Origin of the sequence: Streptomyces sp. NPDC013157 (genome assembly GCF_042899865.1) — a bacterium.
Lineage (GTDB): Bacteria > Actinomycetota > Actinomycetes > Streptomycetales > Streptomycetaceae > Streptomyces.
In genome coordinates, this window is the sequence record NZ_JBIBAK010000003.1 from 323,208 (window position 1) to 341,522 (window position 18,315).

At 71.9% G+C, this 18,315-nt stretch carries 20 protein-coding genes; 12 read left to right on the forward strand and 8 right to left on the reverse strand.

Going from position 1 to position 18,315, the window contains the following annotated elements; all coding sequences use genetic code 11:
- Positions 1-67: 67 nt before the first annotated feature.
- Complete coding sequence (locus tag ACFY6U_RS11610; RefSeq protein ID WP_390037048.1) at positions 68-1,246, forward strand: saccharopine dehydrogenase family protein; 1,179 nt, start codon at positions 68-70, stop codon at positions 1,244-1,246.
- A 4-nt stretch (positions 1,247-1,250) separates the two neighbouring features.
- On the opposite strand, the gene mmpA is transcribed toward ACFY6U_RS11610, so the two are convergent.
- From mmpA to ACFY6U_RS11630, 4 genes are all read right to left on the reverse strand, one after another.
- Positions 1,251-1,397, reverse strand: a complete 147-nt coding sequence (gene mmpA / locus ACFY6U_RS11615; RefSeq protein ID WP_390037050.1) for a morphogenic membrane protein MmpA — start codon at positions 1,395-1,397, stop codon at positions 1,251-1,253.
- Between the two features lie 60 nt (positions 1,398-1,457).
- Positions 1,458-2,150, reverse strand: a complete 693-nt coding sequence (locus ACFY6U_RS11620; protein ID WP_390037052.1) for an endonuclease V — start codon at positions 2,148-2,150, stop codon at positions 1,458-1,460.
- 85 nt (positions 2,151-2,235) lie between these two features.
- Positions 2,236-2,568: a plasmid stabilization protein gene (locus ACFY6U_RS11625; RefSeq protein WP_351490758.1), complete on the reverse strand. Its 333-nt coding sequence runs from the start codon at positions 2,566-2,568 to the stop codon at positions 2,236-2,238.
- A 46-nt stretch (positions 2,569-2,614) separates the two neighbouring features.
- Entirely contained in the window at positions 2,615-3,718 is a 1,104-nt protein-coding gene (locus ACFY6U_RS11630) for a WD40/YVTN/BNR-like repeat-containing protein (RefSeq protein ID WP_390037054.1), read from the reverse strand.
- Between the two features lie 203 nt (positions 3,719-3,921).
- Between ACFY6U_RS11630 and ACFY6U_RS11635 the strand changes: the two genes are divergently transcribed.
- The 4 genes from ACFY6U_RS11635 (at position 3,922) to ACFY6U_RS11650 (ending at position 8,322) form a co-directional block, all read left to right on the forward strand.
- Entirely contained in the window at positions 3,922-4,338 is a 417-nt protein-coding gene (locus ACFY6U_RS11635) for an SsgA family sporulation/cell division regulator (RefSeq protein ID WP_351490762.1), read from the forward strand.
- A 269-nt stretch (positions 4,339-4,607) separates the two neighbouring features.
- Positions 4,608-6,245, forward strand: coding sequence for an ABC-F family ATP-binding cassette domain-containing protein (locus ACFY6U_RS11640; RefSeq protein ID WP_390037056.1), 1,638 nt, complete (start codon positions 4,608-4,610; stop codon positions 6,243-6,245).
- A 98-nt stretch (positions 6,246-6,343) separates the two neighbouring features.
- Positions 6,344-7,120 carry a dimethylargininase gene (gene ddaH, locus ACFY6U_RS11645; protein ID WP_390037058.1) on the forward strand — a complete coding sequence of 259 codons (777 nt, stop codon included), beginning with the start codon at positions 6,344-6,346 and terminating at the stop codon, positions 7,118-7,120.
- A gap of 227 nt (positions 7,121-7,347) precedes the next feature.
- Positions 7,348-8,322 (forward strand): acyl-ACP desaturase, encoded by a 975-nt coding sequence (locus tag ACFY6U_RS11650; protein ID WP_390037060.1) that lies wholly within the window; start codon positions 7,348-7,350, stop codon positions 8,320-8,322.
- Positions 8,323-8,443: 121 nt separating this feature from the next.
- Here the strand turns inward: ACFY6U_RS11650 and ACFY6U_RS11655 are convergent, their stop codons facing one another.
- On the reverse strand, positions 8,444-8,698 hold the full coding sequence (locus ACFY6U_RS11655; protein WP_174856072.1) for a WhiB family transcriptional regulator: 255 nt from the start codon (positions 8,696-8,698) through the stop codon (positions 8,444-8,446).
- Positions 8,699-8,957: 259 nt separating this feature from the next.
- Between ACFY6U_RS11655 and ACFY6U_RS11660 the strand changes: the two genes are divergently transcribed.
- Positions 8,958-9,749: a VOC family protein gene (locus ACFY6U_RS11660; protein WP_390037624.1), complete on the forward strand. Its 792-nt coding sequence runs from the start codon at positions 8,958-8,960 to the stop codon at positions 9,747-9,749.
- Positions 9,750-9,767: 18 nt separating this feature from the next.
- Here the strand turns inward: ACFY6U_RS11660 and ACFY6U_RS11665 are convergent, their stop codons facing one another.
- Positions 9,768-10,796, reverse strand: coding sequence for a LacI family DNA-binding transcriptional regulator (locus ACFY6U_RS11665; protein WP_390037062.1), 1,029 nt, complete (start codon positions 10,794-10,796; stop codon positions 9,768-9,770).
- 98 nt (positions 10,797-10,894) lie between these two features.
- Positions 10,895-11,914, reverse strand: coding sequence for a non-homologous end-joining DNA ligase (gene ligD, locus ACFY6U_RS11670; RefSeq protein WP_390037064.1), 1,020 nt, complete (start codon positions 11,912-11,914; stop codon positions 10,895-10,897).
- A 118-nt stretch (positions 11,915-12,032) separates the two neighbouring features.
- Between ligD and ACFY6U_RS11675 the strand changes: the two genes are divergently transcribed.
- Together ACFY6U_RS11675 and ACFY6U_RS11680 are read left to right on the forward strand one after the other, a co-directional pair.
- Positions 12,033-13,097: an ATP-dependent DNA ligase gene (locus ACFY6U_RS11675; protein WP_390037066.1), complete on the forward strand. Its 1,065-nt coding sequence runs from the start codon at positions 12,033-12,035 to the stop codon at positions 13,095-13,097.
- A 108-nt stretch (positions 13,098-13,205) separates the two neighbouring features.
- The gene (locus tag ACFY6U_RS11680; RefSeq protein ID WP_390037626.1) at positions 13,206-14,198 is read left to right on the forward strand and encodes a DUF3048 domain-containing protein; all 993 of its coding nucleotides are present in this window, start codon (positions 13,206-13,208) and stop codon (positions 14,196-14,198) included.
- Here ACFY6U_RS11680 and ACFY6U_RS11685 read toward each other — a convergent pair.
- The gene (locus ACFY6U_RS11685) at positions 14,195-14,659 is read right to left on the reverse strand and encodes a MarR family winged helix-turn-helix transcriptional regulator (RefSeq protein ID WP_390037068.1); all 465 of its coding nucleotides are present in this window, start codon (positions 14,657-14,659) and stop codon (positions 14,195-14,197) included. The genes ACFY6U_RS11680 and ACFY6U_RS11685 overlap by 4 nt on opposite strands.
- Positions 14,660-14,844: 185 nt before the next feature.
- Here ACFY6U_RS11685 and ACFY6U_RS11690 point away from each other — a divergent pair, with 185 nt between their 5' ends.
- The 4 genes from ACFY6U_RS11690 to pcaH all read left to right on the forward strand — a co-directional run bounded on the left by ACFY6U_RS11690 (position 14,845) and on the right by pcaH (position 18,310).
- Positions 14,845-15,600, forward strand: coding sequence for a CoA transferase subunit A (locus ACFY6U_RS11690; protein ID WP_390037070.1), 756 nt, complete (start codon positions 14,845-14,847; stop codon positions 15,598-15,600).
- Entirely contained in the window at positions 15,600-16,244 is a 645-nt protein-coding gene (locus tag ACFY6U_RS11695) for a CoA transferase subunit B (RefSeq protein ID WP_390037072.1), read from the forward strand. Before ACFY6U_RS11690 ends, ACFY6U_RS11695 begins: the two co-directional genes overlap by 1 nt.
- A complete protein-coding gene (locus ACFY6U_RS11700) occupies positions 16,241-17,443 on the forward strand; it encodes a thiolase family protein (RefSeq protein ID WP_390037074.1) in 1,203 nt (400 codons plus the stop codon). The genes ACFY6U_RS11695 and ACFY6U_RS11700 overlap by 4 nt, the downstream gene beginning before the upstream one ends.
- Positions 17,444-17,536: 93 nt before the next feature.
- The gene (pcaH, locus tag ACFY6U_RS11705; RefSeq protein ID WP_390037075.1) at positions 17,537-18,310 is read left to right on the forward strand and encodes a protocatechuate 3,4-dioxygenase subunit beta; all 774 of its coding nucleotides are present in this window, start codon (positions 17,537-17,539) and stop codon (positions 18,308-18,310) included.
- Positions 18,311-18,315: the final 5 nt, after the last annotated feature.

Consider the following 18,315-nt stretch of genomic DNA (forward strand, 5'->3'; position numbering starts at 1 on the left):
GCGTCCGCACTCCTCACGCTAGCCTCAGCCACCCACAACGGCACGGGTTGCGCGACCGAGAGGTGTCATGAGCAGGATGAAGACGACGGACCGTCCCTACGACCTCGTGCTCTTCGGAGCCACCGGCTTCGTGGGCGAGCTCACCGCCGAGTACCTCGCCGCGCACGCGCCCGAGGGCCTGCGCTGGGCGCTCGCGGCCCGGGACGAGCGCAGGCTGCAGGCCTTGCGCGAGCGGCTGCCGGGCGGCACGGCGGTCGGGGTGCTGCGCGCCGACGTCACGGAGCCCGCCACGGTCCGAGCCCTCGCCGAGCACGCGCGCGTGGTGGCCACGACGGTCGGTCCCTACGGCCGTTACGGCGAGGACCTGGTTGCGGCGTGCGCGGACACCGGCGCCGACTACCTGGACCTGTGCGGCGAGCCGGAGTTCGTGGACCTGATGTACGTCCGGCACGACGCACGCGCGCGTGAGACGGGTGCCCGCCTGGTGCACGCGTGCGGCTTCGACTCGGTCCCGCACGACCTGGGCGCGTACTTCACGGTCCGGCAGCTGCCGGAGGGCGTGCCGCTGACCGTGGACGGGTTCGTGACCGCGGACGCGACCTTCTCCGGCGGCACCTTCGCCTCCGCCCTGGACCAGTTCGCGCGCCCCCGGCAGCTGCTCGCCGCCGCGCGGGACCGCGCCCGGCACGAGCCCCGGCTGATGAACCGCCGGACGAGCGCGCCGACGGGTGCCCCTCGGTTCGCGTCCGAGGTCGGCGCCTGGGCGCTGCCGCTGCCCACCATCGACGCCCAGATCGTGCGCCGTTCGGCGAAGGCCCTGGACCGCTACGGCCCCGACTTCCGCTACCGGCACTACGCGGCCGTCAGGCACCTGCCGATGGCGCTCGGCGGGGTGGCGGCCGTCGGCGCGGTCGCCGCGGCGGCCCAGCTGCCGCCCGCCCGGCGCTGGCTGTCGGACCGGCTCAGGCCCGGGGAGGGGCCGGACGCCCAGAAGCGGGCCCGCAGCTGGTTCACGGTCCGGTTCGTCGGCGAGGGCGGCGGACGGCGGGTGTTCACGGAGGTCTCGGGAGGGGATCCCGGCTACGGCGAGACGGCGAAGATGTTCGCCGAGGCCGCCCTCTCCCTCGCCTTCGACGAGCTGCCGCCGACGGCCGGCCAGGTCACCACCGCGCAGGCGATGGGCGACGCGCTGACCGAGCGGTTGCGCGCGGCCGGGATCGGCTTCCGGGTGGCGGCGACCCGCTGACCCCCTAGGACTGCCACTGGATCACGGTGTAGACCATCCCGGCCATCCACCCGAACCCCACCACCACGGCGAGGACCAGGGCGGCCGTCACCGTGCGCTCGACGGGCCGGGCGGAGGCGGCGACGGACTGGGGGGCACGGTGTGTGGTCATGCGGCCAGCCTGCCGCCGGACTGTAACGGCGGCATCCGTACTCGTACTCAGAATCGCTACTCAGGCCTGAGCTTCACGCAGCGCGCTGCGGCACAGCGCGTCCGCGCGGCGGGTGGTCTCCGGCAGGCGGTACTTCGGGGTGAGCGCGAGCGTGTGGGCGCAGGCGTTGTCCAGACTCACCCGGTGGCCGACGGAGACGAACACCGGCTTGACGGCGTCCCGGGTGCGCAGGGCGCGGCCGACCTCCTCGGCGCGTGCGAGCAGCGGCGCATCGCTGCCGCGCGGGGTGTCCGGGTCGTCGTACGCGAAGGTGAACGGGTTCTTGGCGACGCCGATGGTGGGCAGGCCGGTGAGGACGCCCAGGTGGCTGGCGAGGCCGAAGCGGCGCGGGTGGGCGAGGCCGTAGCCGTCGCAGACGACCAGGCCCGGCGGGCAGGGCAGGGCGTCCAGGGCGGCCCGGACGGTCGGGATCTCACGGAAGGCGAGCAGTCCGGGCACGTACGGGAAGGACACCCGGCCGACGGCGGTCGCCTCCGCGACCACCTCCAGGGTCGCCGCGTCCAGGACGACGGCCGCCGCGGCGACCAGGTCGCGCTCGTCGTCGTAGGCCACGTCGACGCCGGTGACCTGCCCGGTGCCGGGCGCCGGGCCCGGCTCGTCGAGGACCACCCTCCCGCGCAGCTCGTCCTGCACGGCCAGGGCCTGTTCCTCGGTCGCGGGCCAGCCCGCGGGTACGCGTACGGTCGTCGTCATGGTGGGCACGAGCGTACGGCGTGCCACGCGCGCGTGCGGTGACGGGCGTGACGGAACCCGGCCTACGGCCCTCCTGTCGGCCGGGTCAGCCCTTCTTGGCGTTCAGAGCGCGTTGCAGCTGCGCCTTGTTCATGTCCGAACGGCCCTCGATGCCGCGCTGCTTGGCCTCCTCGTAGAGCTGGTCGTAGGTCGGGCCGCCGGAGCCGCTGTGGGACCGCTTCCCGCCGCGCCGGCCGGACGACATGTCCTGGGTGGAGGTACGGCTGGCGGTCTCGGACTCGCCGGACCGGGCGCGCTCCTTGTTGACGGTCCGGGCGGCGATCTCCTCGGCGCGCCCCTTGCTCTCGCCCCGGTCGAGCGCGCTCTCCTTGATGTGCTCGTACTGGCGTTCCCGCTTCGGGCTGGATCCACGTGGCATGACCACCGCTCCCTTCGTGGGTGTGCCGTCAACGGGTACCCCCGGGTCAGTTCTCCAGGCGTGCCGCCCGCCCCTGCTCGCCGGCCGCCCAGCAGCTCAGGTCCGGTGTGCAGGCCACGGTGTCGTACGAGCCGGTGTCGACGGTGCGCCAGGTGCGGCCGCCGTCGGTGGTCAGGTCGGTGCCGGTGGGGCCGACCGCGAGGGCCGTGGTGCGGCTGTGCGGGAGCCACGCGACGCCGGAGCGGTAGGCGGGCGGCGGGGTGGCGGCGGACCGCCAGCTGCGGCCGCCGTCCGGGGTGACCGCGGCCGCCTGCGGCGAGGCCTGGTCGGCGCGGTAGTCGCCGCCGACCGCGAGGCCGTGGCCGCGGTCTCGGAAGGCGACGGCGAAGACGCCCTTGGCCGGGTCGCCGGCCGGGATCGTGGTGTCGGCGGCGGTCCAGGTCAGGCCGCGGTCGGCGGAGTGCAGCACGCGCGCGTGGGTGCCGCCGCCGGTGGCCAGCCAGGCGTCCTTCGGCCCGGAGGTGACCAGGCACTGACCGCTCGCCGCGAAGCCCGCCTCGCCCGCCAGCGCGGTCGGCATGCCGTCGTCCGGCAGCACGCGCCAGGAACGGCCGCCGTCACCCGTCGACAGGATGCGGAACTTCCCGTCGACCGGGTCGCTCATGGCGAGGCCGTGGCGGCGGTCGAAGAAGGCCATGCAGTCGTAGAAGGCGGCGGGGTCGGTGTTGCGGAAGGACTCCGTCCAGGTCCGGCCGCCGTCGTCGGTGCGGTAGACCCGGGACGCCTCGCCCTCGCCGATGGCCAGCACCACCGCGCGGCGCGCGTCGAACGCCTCGACGTCCCGGAACTGGAGGTCGCCCGCGCCCGGCGGGGAGACGTTCCGCCAGCTCGTCCCGCCGTCCGTGGTGCGCAGCACGGTGCCGCCGGTACCGGCCAGCCAGGCGGTGTGCCGGTCGACGGCGGCCAGGCCGCGGAACCGCACGTCCGGGGCGCCGGTGTCCTTGAGCGCCCAGTGCGGTGCCCGTGCGGTGGCCTGCGCGGGACCGGCGGTCAGCGCGGCCAGCGCCGCCGTGCACGCCACCCCCACCGCGACCGCTCGGCCGGTACGTCGGGCTCGTCCTGTGCGTCGCGTGCTCCCCAAGCGCCTCATGGCGCGCGAAGCTAGCCGACCGCCGCGCCGCCGTCCAGAGGGCCCCGTGGCCCCAGGCGACAGGTAAGCCCCAGGTGTGAATAAGGCCGGTGACAGAGGTCACTCGCCCTTCGCGTGCACGGATCGGCCACTTCCTTCGTCTCTTCCAGTGCCAGGTCTCACACGCCCGGAAATTCGTACCACCGTCACGAGGGAGCAAGGCGTTGTCCATCGTCATCGAGCAGCCCGTAGAGGCTCGACTGGTCGCCGCGTCACCGCGCATGCCGAGCATTCCCGCCACCCTGCGCTACGACCGCGAGGACCCCTTCGCCGTGCGCATGACCTTCCCGGCCCCGGCCACCCTGGAGGGGGTCGACGTCTGCTGGACGTTCTCCCGCGAGCTGCTCGCCGCCGGACTCCACGCGCCGGAGGGCAACGGGGACGTCCGGGTGCGGCCGTACGGCTACGACCGGACCGTGCTGGAGTTCCACGCCCCCGAGGGCACCGCCGTCATCCATGTGCGCACCGGCGAGATACGCCGCTTCCTGGAGGCGACCGGCGACCTGGTCCCCACCGGTCTCGAACACCTCCAGCTGGACCTCGACCACGACCTGGCCGAGCTGATGCGGGACGCCTGCTGACCTGGTGCTCCCGCCGCGGTTAATTGCGTTGACACCCCATGTGACCCCTTCTAGCGTGTACGACGGTTCTGTTGCCGTCGATTGGAGAAGGACGTTGCTCGTCTGAGGTCCTGAGACACCGCGTCACACCCGTGAGGTGTGTCTGTGGCGTTCGACCTCGGCGTGTGAGCCGTCCTCCCGGCGCAGGATCTCCTCCTGGCCCTTTCGGCTTCTGCCTCGCGGTGTCTCGACACGCGTCCCCCGACACCGCAAGCAACCGCGAGGCGCCCATGTCTGCATCCGTCACCGTCACCTCCCTGTCCTTCGCCTGGCCCGACGGCTCCCCCGTCTTCGACGGCCTGGACATCTCCTTCGGTCCCGGCCGCACCGGCCTGGTCGGTGTCAACGGATCGGGGAAGTCGACCTTGTTGAAGCTCGTCGCCGGCGAGCTCACCCCGGCCGACGGCTCCGTGAAGGCGGCCGGTGAGGTCGGCCACCTCCCGCAGAACGTCACGCTCGACACCGCGCTGTGCGTCGAGGAGGTGCTCGGCATCGCTTCCCGGTGGGCCGCGCTGCACGCCATCGAGGCGGGTGACGTGTCCGAGCGGCACTTCGAGGCGCTCGGCGACGACTGGGACGTCGAGGAGCGCGCCCTGGTCACCCTCGGCGAACTCGGGCTGGGCCACATCGGCCTGGACCGGACCGTCGGCGAGGTGTCCGGCGGCGAGTCGGTGCTGCTGCGGCTGGCCGCGCTGCTCCTGCGGCGGCCGGACGTGCTGCTGCTCGACGAACCCACCAACAACCTCGACCTGTACGCCCGCAAGCGGCTGTACGGGGCCGTCGCCTCCTGGCCGGGCGTGCTGATCGTGGTCAGCCACGACCGCGAACTCCTCGACCTGGTCGACCAGATCGCCGACCTGCGCGCCGGTGAGGTCACCTGGTACGGCGGCAACTTCTCGGCGTACGAGGAGGCGCTCGCCGTCGAACAGGAGGCGGCCGAGCGCATGGTGCGGGTCGCCGAGGCCGATGTCCGCAAGCAGAAGCGCGAACTGTCCGACGCCCAGGTCAAACTGGCCCGCCGCAAGCGGTACGGGCAGAAGATGTTCGAGCAGAAGCGCGAGCCGAAGATCGTCATGGGGGCGCGCAGGCGGGCGGCGCAGGAGTCCGCGGGCAAGCACCGCATCATGCACGAGGAACGGCTCGCCGAGGCGAAGGAGCGGCTGGACGAGGCGGTGGAGGCGGTACGGGACGACGACGAGATCCGCGTCGAGCTGCCGTACACCACTGTTCCGCCGGGCCGGAGGGTGCTGACGCTGGAGAACCTGGAACTCGCGCACGGCTCGCGGGTGAAGGGGATCCTCGACCTGCGCGGGCCCGAGCGGATCGCGCTGGTCGGACGCAACGGCGCGGGCAAGACGACGCTGCTGCGGACGGTCGCCGGGGAGCTGGCGCCGGTCGCGGGCGAGGCGCACACGCACGTGCCGATGCGCTTCCTGCCCCAGCGGCTGGACGTTCTCGACGACGAGCTGACCGTCGCCGAGAACGTGGCCCGGTTCGCACCGGACGCCGGCAACAACCGCATCCGGGCGCGACTGGCCCGCTTCCTGTTCCGGGGCGCCCGCGCCGACCAGAAGGCGGGGACGCTCTCCGGCGGCGAGCGCTTCCGGGCGGCGCTGGCCGCGCTGCTGCTGGCGGAGCCCGCGCCCCAACTGCTGATGCTGGACGAGCCGACGAACAACCTCGACATGGCGAGCGTCCGGCAGCTCACCACGGCCCTGGAGTCGTACGCGGGCGCCCTGGTCGTCGCCAGTCACGACCTGCCGTTCCTGGAGTCGATCGGGATCACGCGGTGGCTGCTGATGGCGGACGGGGAGCTGACCGGCACAACTCCGGACGAGGTGGCGCGTCTCGGTGAGGGCACAGCCTGACAACAGGGGTTTTGTCGACACCGATCCGCCCTGCATGATGGCGGTCCGGCGCCCCCACAATGGGCGCCGGACCGAATCACCGACCCCGGAGACCCGTCGTGCCCAGCAAGAAGGCCCTCATCCGCCGCCCCAGCCCGCGCCTCGCCGAAGGCCTGGTGACGCACATCGAGCGGGAGAAGGTCGACGTCGAGCTCGCCCAGGAGCAGTGGGAGGCGTACGCCGAGACGCTGCGCGCGCACGGCTGGGAGACCGTCGAGGTGGACCCGGAGGACGACTGCCCGGACTCGGTGTTCGTCGAGGACACGGTCGTCATGTACAAGAACGTCGCGCTGATCACCCGGCCCGGCGCCGAGTCCCGGCGCGAGGAGACGGCCGGCGTCGAGGAGGCGGTGGCCCGCCTCGGCTGCTCGGTGAACTGGGTCTGGGAGCCGGGCACCCTGGACGGCGGTGACGTCCTCAAGGTCGGCGACACCGTCTACGTCGGCCGCGGCGGGCGGACCAACGCGGCCGGGGTGCAGCAGTTGCGGGCCGCGTTCGAGCCGCTGGGCGCGCGGGTGGTCGCCGTACCCGTCAGCAAGGTGCTGCACCTGAAGTCGGCGGTGACCGCGCTGCCCGACGGAACGATTCTGGGACACATCCCGAACGTGGACCGGCCGTCGCTGTTCCCGGGCTTCCTGGCGGTGCCCGAGGACGCGGGCGCCCATGTGGTGCTGCTCGGCGGCGGCAAGCTGCTGATGTCGGAGAGCGCCCCGAAGACCGCGGAGTTGCTCGCCGACCTCGGCCACGAGGTGGTCACGGTCGACATCTCCGAGTTCGAGAAACTTGAGGGATGTGTGACGTGCCTCTCGGTGCGGCTGCGGGAGCTGTACGCCTGACGGGTGATCGCTTCACCTCTTCAGCCCCGGGACCTGCGGGTCCCGGGGCCGCTTGGCATGTCACGATTCGCCGTGTGCACCGGGCCTGATCAGCAGTCTTTACAGCACACTTAACCTACGGCTTCGTAACCTACGGCTTCGTAGCCTACGATCACGTAGGTTTCCGGCCCCGCTCGCCGGTCTTCTCCCGTTCATCCGCTCTTGTTCGGCGTCCCCCTGGAGTTCTCGTGACGATCACTTCTCCCCACCTCGGCAGCCCGTCCGTGTGGACCGACGCGCGGCTGCTGTACGCCCTGGAGGAAGTGGTCGAGAAGGAGCTGAACCGCCATCTGAAGGTCGCCAAGGACTGGATGCCGCACGAGTACGTCCCCTGGAGCGACGCCCGTAACTTCCCCGGTTTCTTCGAGGACGGCGAGGCCTGGGGCAAGGAGCAGTCCAAGGTCACCGAGATCGGCCGGATCGCCCTGGTGGTGAACCTCCTCACCGAGGACAACCTGCCCAGCTACCACCACGAGATCGCCTCGCTGTTCGGCCGCGACGGCGCCTGGGGCACCTGGGTGCACCGCTGGACCGCCGAGGAGGGCCGGCACGGCATCGTGATGCGCGACTACCTGCTCGCCTCCCGCGCGGTCGACCCGGACAAGCTCGAAGCGTTCCGGATGTCGCACATGAGCGAGGGCTTCGAGTCCGACAACCGGCACTCGATGCTGCACTCGGTCGCCTACGTCGCGTTCCAGGAGCTCGCGACCCGGATCTCACACCGCAACACCGGTCACCAGTCCGGCGACCCGGTCTGCGACCGCATGCTGTCCCGCATCGCGACCGACGAGAACCTGCACATGGTCTTCTACCGCAACCTCCTGAAGGCCGCGTTCGAACTGGCCCCCGACCTGACCATGCAGGCGGTGCGGGACGTCGTGGTCAACTTCCGCATGCCCGGCCACGGGATCCCCGGCTTCGAGCGGGCCGCCGCGCAGATGGCGATCGGCGAGGTCTACAACCTGCGCATCCACCACGACGACGTGCTCCAGCCGGTGCTCCGCCACCTGAAGGTCCTGGAGATCGACGGTCTCGGCCCGGAGGGCCTGCAGGCGCAGGAGGAACTCGGCCTGTTCATGGGCGGGCTGAACGCTGAGGCGTCGAAGTTCGACGAGAAGCTGGCCGCGCGCAAGGCCCGGATGGCGACGCGCGCCGGCGCGTGACACCACGCCGGACGGGCGCCCGGATCTCCCGGTGCGCCCTCTGCGCTACGTCAGGCCGCGTCCCCGGAGGGTAGCCGGGCCGGGGTCTGCGGTCGTACCGCATTTTCCGGCGCGTGCGGGTTCAGCGGGAGGCGCGGCGCAGTTCCAGGCGTTCCTTCTCGGACAGGCCGCCCCAGACGCCGAAGCGTTCGTCGTTGTCGAGCGCGTACTCCAGGCAGGCCGAGCGCATCTCGCACATACCGCAGATGCGCTTGGCCTCGCGTACCGAGCTGCCGGGCTCGGGAAAGAAGAAGTCCGCCCCGGTCTGCGCGCACAACGCCTGCGCCTGCCAGGCCGGGACGGGCGTGCGGGGCGGGGTGATGGTGTCGAAGTGCATGGCCAGGATCGTGCCGGGCGACGAAAAACGTTCGCTCAACGCCCGCTCAACGTCCCGGCGACGGAGCGCTTCAGCCTCGATCCTGCTCCTGCGCGCCACGCCCGCGCACGGCGGCGCGCGGAACGGATCCGAAACTCGGCGATTGCGTCGGGTGACCCACGGTAACCGGGCTGCGGTGGGCGTGGTCGGGCAGCGATTGTCAGTGGGCGGTGGAAGACTCGGCGCAGCAGAGGACAGGACCCTTCCGAGGAGGGCGATGATGCTCACCACCCGTTTCGTCAACGGCGCTCCCAACTGGATCGACCTCGGCACGCCCGAGATCGAGGGCGCCGTCTCCTTCTACAACGGTCTCTTCGGCTGGCAGTTCCGGTCGGCGGGTCCCGACGCCGGCGGTTACGGTTTCTTCCAGCTGGACGGCAAGACCGTCGCCGGCGGTATGCAGACCACCCCGGAGCAGGGTCCGCCGTCCTGGACGGTGTACTTCCAGAGCGAGGACGCGCAGGCCACCGCGAAGGCGGCCGAGCAGGCGCACGGCAGCGTCCTCGCCCAGCCGATGGACGTGCTGGGCCGGGGCCACCTGGCGATCCTCGCCGACCAGGCAGGCGTTCCCTACGGCATCTGGCAGCCGGCGCTCACCAAGGGCGTCGACGTGGCGGGCGATCCGGGCTCGCTGTGCTGGGTCGAGCTGTACACCCCGGACATCGCGGCCGCCGCGGCCTACTACCACAAGGTGCTCGGCCTGGAGACCTCCGGCGTGCCCTTCCCCGGCGGCACCTACACCTGTGTCAACCCGGCGGGCGGTGACGACGCGTCGATGTTCGGCGGGATGGTGCCGCTGGCCGAGGACCCGGCCGAGGCGCAGGCCGGCGCGTACTGGCTGCCGTACTTCGAGGTCGAGGACCCGGACGCGGTGGTGGAGAAGGCCCAGCAGACGGGCGGCAGGGTGCGGATGCCGGCGACCACGCTGGAGGGAGTGGGCCGGATGGCCAAGCTGGCCGACCCGTACGGCGCCCGCTTCGCGGTGATCAAGGGCGAACCGCAGGAGAGCTGAGGCGGGAGCCGGGACCCGTCAGGCGGTCGCGCGCCGTATCAGCGTCGTGGGCAGGACGACGCTGGACGGCGCGCCGCTCGCCGACTCGTCGCCGGTCAGCGTGGCCAGCAGCAGGCGGGTCATCAACCGGCCCATCTCCTCGATGTCCTGACGGACCGTCGTCAGCGGCGGCTCGGTCTGTTCGGCGACGGGCAGCACGTCGTCGAAGCCGATCACGGCGACGTCCTCGGGCACCCGGCGGCCACGCTCGCGCAGGACGCGCAGGGCACCGAGGGCGGTGAGGTCGTTGGCGGCGAACACGGCGTCCACGTCGGGGCAGTGGTCGAGGAGTTGGCTCATGGCCCGCTCGCCGCCGGAGGGGGTGAAGTCGCTGGCGACGACCAGCCGTGGATCGGTCTCCCCCATGACGTCCCGGTATCCCTGGAGACGGTCGGCCGCCGACGTCTGGTCCAGCGGTCCGGTGATGTGCGCGATCCGGCTCCGGCCGAGGCCGACGAGATGGCGTACCGCGTCCTCGGCACCGCCCCGGTTGTCGCAGTCGACGTACACGGCGCTGTTCGTGCCGTCGCTCCAGCCGGGCCGGCCGCCGAACACGGTGGGGACGCCGGCGCCCTCGATCAGACCGGGCAGCGGGTCGTCGAGGTGGAGGGAGAAGACCAGTGCGCCGTCGACATGGCCGCCGGCCAGATAGCGGGCCACCCGGGCGTGGTCGTCCCGACCCTCGGTGAGCAGGAGGACGAGCTGGTTGTCGTGGGCGGTCAGTTCCTTGCTGATGCCGCGCAGCTGGAGGGCGAAGAAGGGGTCGGTGAAGATCCGGGTCTCCGGTTCGGCGATGACCACGGCGACGGCGTCGTGCCGTTTGGTGACGAGGCTGCGGGCCGCCTGGTTGGGGACGTAACCGAGTTCCTCGACCGCCCGCCGCACCCGTTCGACGAGGGGCTCGCGCACGCCGTCCCCGCCGTTGACGACCCGTGACACGGTGGCCCGGGACACTCCGGCCCGCGCGGCCACGGCCTCCAACGTGGGGCGCGACACTGCCTCGGACACCTCGGCCCTCCTCCTCGGCGGCTGGCGATCAGCATAGTCCCGACCGCAGACCGCAGACCGACCGGCGGCCACCGGCGAGGGCGTCCCGACTCCCGCCGTCAGGAAGGCCGTTCGGGCCGTGCCCGGCTCGGCTGGACGCGCTTGGGCTCGCCCGGCATCTTCGGGTACTCCGGCGGATAGGGCAGGTCGCCGAGGCCGTGCTCGTCCTCGTCGCGGCGGGCGAGTTCCAGGAGGGCGTCGAGGGAGTAGGCGTGGTCGTCCATGTCGGCGTGCACGTCGCCGACTTCGGCGAACCGGACCGGCATCGTGACCAGGTCGAAGTCCGCGGGCTGCACGTGGTCGACCTCCTCCCAGCGCAGCGGCGCGGAGACGGGGGCGTTCGGGCGGGGCCGCAGGGAGTAGGCGGAGGCGATGGTGCGGTCGCGGGCCGTCTGGTTGTAGTCGACGAAAATACGCTCGCCGCGCTCCTCCTTCCACCACTTGATGGTCACCCGGTCCGGCATCCGGCGTTCCAGCTCGCGGCCCACGGCGATCGCCGCGCGCCGGACCTGGGTGAAGGTCCAGCGGGGTTCGATGGGCACGAAGACGTGCAGCCCGCGGCCGCCGGAGGTCTTGGGCCAGCCCCGCAGTCCGCCGAACTCGTCCAGGACGGCGCGCAGTTCGTGAGCCGCGCGGACCGCGTCGGCGAAGTCGGTGCCGGGCTGCGGGTCGAGGTCGATACGGAGTTCGTCGGGACGGTCGACGTCACCGCGCCGCACCGGCCAGGGGTGGAAGGTGAGCGTGCCGTACTGCGCGGCCCACACCACGGCGGCCTCCTCCGTGGGGCACATCTCGTCGGCGGTGCGGCCGCTGGGGAAGGTGATGTGGGCGGTGGGGATCCACTCGGGCATGCCCTTGGGAGCGCGCTTCTGGTAGAACCACTCGCCGGTCACGCCGTCGGGATAGCGCTGGAGGGTGGTGGGGCGGTCGCGCAGGGCGCGCAGGATGCCGGGGGCGACGGCCGCGTAGTAGCGGGCGACGTCGAGCTTGGTGAAACCGCGCTCCGGGAAGAACACCTTGTCCGGGCTGGACAGCCGTACGGTCCGGCCGGCCACCTCCAGTTGCACCGCATCGCCCATGCGGCCACGGTAGGCGCACCACCCCCACCCCGCATATCGGCTCGACACGGTCGCCGGGTCCGTACCGAAGCGTGCCGTGTGACGAGCGGACGCCGGGGAGCGCTCGTAGAGTCGTGGCATGGATCTGCCGGTGATGCCACCCGTGAAGCCGATGCTCGCCAAGTCGGTGGCGACGATCCCGCCGGACATGCAGTACGAGGCGAAGTGGGACGGCTTCCGCGCGATCGTGTTCCGGGACGGTGCCGAGGTGGAGTTGGGCAGTCGTACCGGGAAGCCGTTGACCAGGTACTTCCCCGAGCTGGTGGCGGCGCTGAAGGAGCGGGTGCCCGAGCGGTGCGTGCTGGACGGGGAGATCGTGATCGCGCGGGAGGGCCGGCTGGACTTCGACGCGCTGACCGAGCGCATCCATCCGGCGGACTCCAGGGTGCGCACGCTGGCGGAGCGGACGCCCGCCTCCTTCGTCGCCTTCGACCTGCTGGCGCTGGACGACGAGTCCCTCCTCGACGTCCCGCTCACCGACCGCCGCGCCCTGCTCACCCGAGCCCTGGCCGACGTGACGCCTCCGGTGCATCTGGCGCCTGCCACGACCGATGTCGAGGTGGCCCGGCAGTGGTTCGAGCGGTACGAGGGGGCCGGCCTCGACGGGGTCGTCGCCAAGCCGCTCACCCTGCGCTACCGGCAGGACGAGCGTGCCATGTTCAAGGTCAAGCACGAGCGGACGGCCGACGTCGTGGTGGCCGGTTACCGCTTCCACAAGAGCGGCCCCGTGGTGGGTTCGCTGCTGCTGGGCCTGTACGACGACCGGGGCGCCCTCCAGCACGTGGGCGTGTCGGCCGCGTTCCCGATGAAGCGGCGGGCCGAGCTGGTCGAGGAGCTGGAGCCGCTGCGCATGGAGGACGTCTCCGGGCACCCGTGGGCGGCCTGGGCGGAGGAGGCCGCCCACGAGTCGGCCCGGCTGCCCGGCGCGCCGAGCCGCTGGTCGGGCAAGAAGGACCTGTCCTGGGTGCCGGTGCGGCCGGAGCGGGTGGCCGAGGTGGCGTACGACCACATGGAGAACGGGGCCCGCTTCCGGCACACGGCCCGGTTCCGCCGCTGGCGCCCGGACCGCACGCCGGAGAGCTGCACCTACGCGCAGCTGGAGGAGCCGGTGCGCTACGACCTCACGGAGATCCTGGGGTCCTGACCGGTCCCGATCTGGTTCGACCGGGTATGGCCACCGATGACCTGTTGAGCACACAATCAAGCAAGAGCGTGAACGGGGTGGGACGAACGCGGGGGGGCCGCGGTGGACATGCGACACGAGGCGCCGACACGCCGGACCGTACTGACGGCAGCACTGGCGGCGGTCGCGACGGCGGCTTCCCTCACGGCGGGCTGCACCCGGCACAACCCGGCGGACAACGGCCGCGCACCACAGGCCACCGCGACGCCGGGCGAGGGCACCCCCGCACCGAGCGGACAGCAGGCCACCGGATCCGTCCTGGTCGTGAAGATCGACAACGTGGCCGCGGCCCGCCCGCAGACCGGACTGGACTCGGCGGACGTGGTGTACGCCGAGCAGGTGGAGGGCGGGCTCAGCCGGCTCATGGCGGTGTACGCCACCGAGTTCCCCGCGGTCGTCGGCCCGGTCCGCAGCGCCCGCGAGTCCGACCTGGAACTGCTGCGCCAGTTCGACCGGCCGACGCTCGCCTTCTCCGGCGCCCAGAAGAAGCTGCTCCCCCTGATCGGCCGGGCACCCCTGCGGCCGGAGTCGCCCGCGGAGGCGTCCGGCGCCTACTTCCGGGGCGGCGGCAGACCGGCCCCGCACAACCTGTACCTCCGTCCGGCCGAGGTGATGCCGGACGGGGCGCCCGGCAGGGCGGCGCTCACCACCGGCTTCCGCTACGGGCCGACCCCGGCCGGCGGCACGGTCACCGCCGCACGCACCGTGCGGTACCCGGCGGCCCGCTTCACCTTCACCTGGTCCGGCGACCGGAACCGCTGGCTGGTGTCGATGGACGGCACACCGGCCCGGACGACGGCGGGGAAGCGGCTGGCGGCCCCGACGGTCGTGGTGCAGTACGTCAAGGTGACCACGTCCCGGTATCACGATGTGCTCGGCAACTACACGCCGTACACCGAGACGGTCGGGTCGGGAAAGGCCGACGTGCTGCGGGACGGACGATCGTTCAAGGCCACCTGGTCCCGGCCTGCGGCCACGGACGGCACGACGTTCACGGGGGCCGACGGTGCTCCGGTGAACTTCGCCGACGGACCGGTGTGGGTGGTGCTGGTGAAGGCCTAGGGCCTGGAGACGAGCGGTTCCGTGGGATTGCGCAGGCTCTCCGCCGCGTCCGAGACCCGGCGGATCAGATCGAAGAACTGCGTCTGTTCCTCGGCCGAGAGCGGGGCCAGGAAGACCTGGTTCATCCGGGCGGTGCGCACGCTGAGCTTGCGGTGGGTGCGCCGGCCGTCGTCGGTGAGGCGCAGCAGGAAGCGGCGGCCGTCCTGCGCGTCGCGCACCTTGTCGAGGAGCCCGCGCCGGCCCAGCCGGCTGATGACCTCGGCGATGGTCGACCGGTCCAGGCCCACCCGCTCCCCCACGGTCCGCTGGTCCAGTCCCGGCTCGGCGACCAGCGCGTTCAGTACGGCGAACTGCGGCGAGGTGATCTCTTCCGAGACCATCGTGTTCCACAGCAGGTAGTGGGCCTGCTGAAGCCGCCGGGCCAGGTGCCCGGGGTGGGTGGTGAGGTCCACCGCGGCCATATGCGCTCCCGTGGTCCGAATTCGTTGGTGCACTGAACGATACCCGCGGTCATCCGTCCTGTCTGTACACCCGACTGCCATCAGCCGAGGTCTTGACTGGTGCGGACGCCAGTGGCAGCGTGGCAGGCATCTCGCTGAAATACTCAGTGCCCTGATTAATTCGCCTGAGAGATGAGGCTGCACGGATGGACAAGGTGGTCGCCACCGCCGCGGAGGCGGTGGCCGATGTGCCGGAGGGCGCGTCGCTGGCGGTGGGCGGGTTCGGGCTGAGCGGTGTCCCGAGCGTGTTGATCGAGGCGTTGTACCAGCGGGGGGTGGGTGGCCTGGCGGTGGTCTCGAACAACTGCGGGGCGATGGAGACGGGTCTTGCCGTCCTGCTCGCCGCCGGGCGGATCACCCGGGTGACCGGTTCCTACATCGGGGGGAACAAGGAGTTCGCGCGCCAGTATCTGGCGGGTGAGCTGGAGCTGGAGCTGATCCCGCAGGGCACCCTGGCCGAGCGGCTGCGGGCGGGCGGTGCCGGGATCCCGGCGTTCTACACCCCGGCAGGGGTGGGCACGCAGGTGGCGGACGGCGGGCTGCCGTGGCGTTACGACGGCTCCGGTGGGGTCGCCCTGGCGTCGCCCGCGAAGGAGGTGCGGGAGTTCGACGGCACCGAGTACGTCCTGGAGCGGGGCATCCGTACCGACTTCGCCCTGGTCCGGGCGGCGAAGGGCGACCGGCACGGGAACCTGGTCTTCAACAAGTCCACCCGCAACTTCAACCCGCTTGCGGCGATGGCCGGCAAGGTCACGATCGCCGAGGTGGAGGAGCTGGTGGAACCCGGCGAGATCGACCCGGACGCGGTGCATCTGCCGGGCATCTTCGTGCAGCGGTTGGTGGCCCTCACCCCCGAGCAGGCGGCGGACAAGAAGATCGAGCAGCGGACGGTGAGCAGCTGATGGCCTGGACGCGCCAGGAGATGGCCGCGCGGGCGGCCCGTGAACTGGAAGACGGGCAGTACGTGAACCTGGGGATCGGGCTGCCGACGCTGATCCCGAACTACCTGCCCCCGGGGGTGGAGGTGGTCCTGGAGTCGGAGAACGGCATCCTCGGGACCGGCCCCTACCCGGCCGAGGACGCGGTCGACCCGGACCTGATCAACGCCGGGAAGGAGACCGTCACGGTCCTGCCCGGTGCCTCGTTCTTCGACTCGGCGCTGTCCTTCTCGATGATCCGCGGCGGCCACATCGACGTCGCCGTGCTGGGTGCGATGCAGGTCTCCGCGGGCGGAGACCTGGCCAACTGGGCGATCCCGGGGAAGCTCGTCACCGGGATCGGCGGGGCGATGGACCTGGTCCACGGTGCCCGCCGGGTGATCGTGGTGATGACGCACACCGCGAAGGACGGCTCGGCGAAGATCCTCACCGAGTGCGCGCTGCCCCTGACCGGCAAGGCGTGCGTGGACCGGATCATCACCGACCTGGGCGTCCTGGACGTCACCGGTGACGGACTCGTCCTCGTCGAGACCGCTCCCGGGGTCGGCGTCGAGGAGATCATCGCCAAGACCGACGCGAAGCTCACCGTCCCGGAGGGTCTGCTGTGAACACGGTGTACATCGTCGATGCCGTCCGCACGCCGATCGGCCGCTACAACGGCGGCCTGGCGGGCGTGCGTCCGGACGACCTGGCCGCCCACGCCGTCCGCGAGCTCCTCGCCCGCACCCCCGCCCTGGACCCGGCCCGGATCGAGGACGTCTACTTCGGCAACGCCAACGGCGCAGGCGAGGAGAACCGCAACGTCGGCCGGATGGCCGCCCTCCTCGCCGGCCTGCCCACGTCCGTGCCGGGCGTCACCGTCAACCGGCTGTGCGCCTCCGGCCTGGAAGCCGTCATCCAGGCCGCCCGCGCGATCGCGGTGGGGGACGCCTCCATCGCCGTGGCCGGTGGCGTCGAGTCCATGACCCGGGCGCCGTACGTCCTGCCCAAGAACGACCGGCCCTTCCCCGCCGGACACGCCGAGCTGTACTCGACCACGCTCGGCTGGCGGATGGTCAACCCCAGGATGGACCCGCAGTGGACCATCCCGCTGGGCGAGTCGGCCGAACGCATCGCCGACAAGCACAAGATCAGCCGGGAGCAGCAGGACGAGTTCGCCCTCGCCTCCCACCGGAAGGCGGCCGCCGCGCAGGAACAGGGCTTGTTCGACGCCGAGCTGGCGCCGGTCGCCATCCCGCAGCGCAAGGGCGAGCCGGTGGTCTTCGGCGCGGACGAGTGCGTACGGCCGGACGCCTCCCTGGCTGCGATGGCCAAGCTCAAGCCGTCCTTCCGTACGGAGGGCGGCACCGTGACCGCGGGCAACGCGTCGCCGCTGAACGACGGTGCGGCGGCGTTGCTGCTGACCGACGAGGAGGGGCTGCGTTCGCTCGGGCGGGAGCCGTTGGCGCGGGTCAGCGCGACCGGGGTGTCCGGGATCGACCCGGACTACTTCGGTCTCGCTCCCGTCGAGGCGGTGACGCGTGCGCTGGGCAAGGCCGGCAAGGGGTTCGACGACCTGTCGGTTCTCGAGCTGAACGAGGCCTTCGCGGCGCAGGTGCTGGGGTGTGTCGCCGAGTGGCCCGAGTTCGATCCGGCGATCCTCAATCCGCAGGGCGGGGCGATCGCGTTGGGGCATCCGCTCGGTGCCTCGGGGGCGCGGCTCGCGGGGACCGTGGCGCATCAGCTGGCGCGGCGTGGCAGCGGTACCGGTGTCGCCACCTTGTGCATCGGCGTCGGGCAAGGGCTCGCGCTCGTTCTTGAGCGGTAGACGGACCGTGCGCACCTGCGGGTTGCGTTGTGGCCGGTCGCGCAGTTCCTCCCCCAGCGCCCCTGAAGGGGCGCTCACCACCTAGGACTTCTCATGACACTCACCCAGGCCGACATCGACCTCGAAATCGCCGCCGAGCACGCCGCCTACGAGAAGGGCGTCGCCGGAGGAGCCCCCGTCGAGCATCACCCCCGCCGGGACTACGCCCCCTACCGGTCGTCCGTTCTGCGGCATCCGAAGCAACCCCTGGTCGCCATCGACACGGCCAGGGACCCGGAGCTGGTGGAGCTGCACTCCCCCGCGTTCGGGGAGCGGGACATCACCGGGATAGACAATGACCTGACCCGGCAGCACAGCGGTGAGCCCGTCGGTGAGCGGATCACCGTCTCCGGGCGGCTCCTGGACCGGGACGGCCGACCGGTCCGGGGCCAGCTGATCGAGATCTGGCAGGCCAACTCGGCGGGCCGTTACGCCCACCAGCGCGAGCAGCACGACGCCCCGCTGGACCCGAACTTCACGGGCGTCGGCCGTACGATCACCGACGCCGACGGCGGCTACCACTTCACCACCATCCAGCCGGGCCCCTACCCCTGGCGCAACCACCTCAACGCGTGGCGCCCGGCCCACATCCACTTCTCGATGTTCGGTACGGCGTTCACGCAGCGGCTGGTGACGCAGATGTACTTCCCGAGCGACCCGCTGTTCCCGTACGACCCGATCATCCAGTCGGTGACGGACGACGCGGCCCGCCAGCGCCTGGTCGCGACCTACGACCACAGCCTGTCCGTGCCGGAGTTCTCGATGGGCTACCACTGGGACATCGTGCTGGACGGCCCGAACGCCACCTGGATCGAAGAAGGACGCTGACCTGC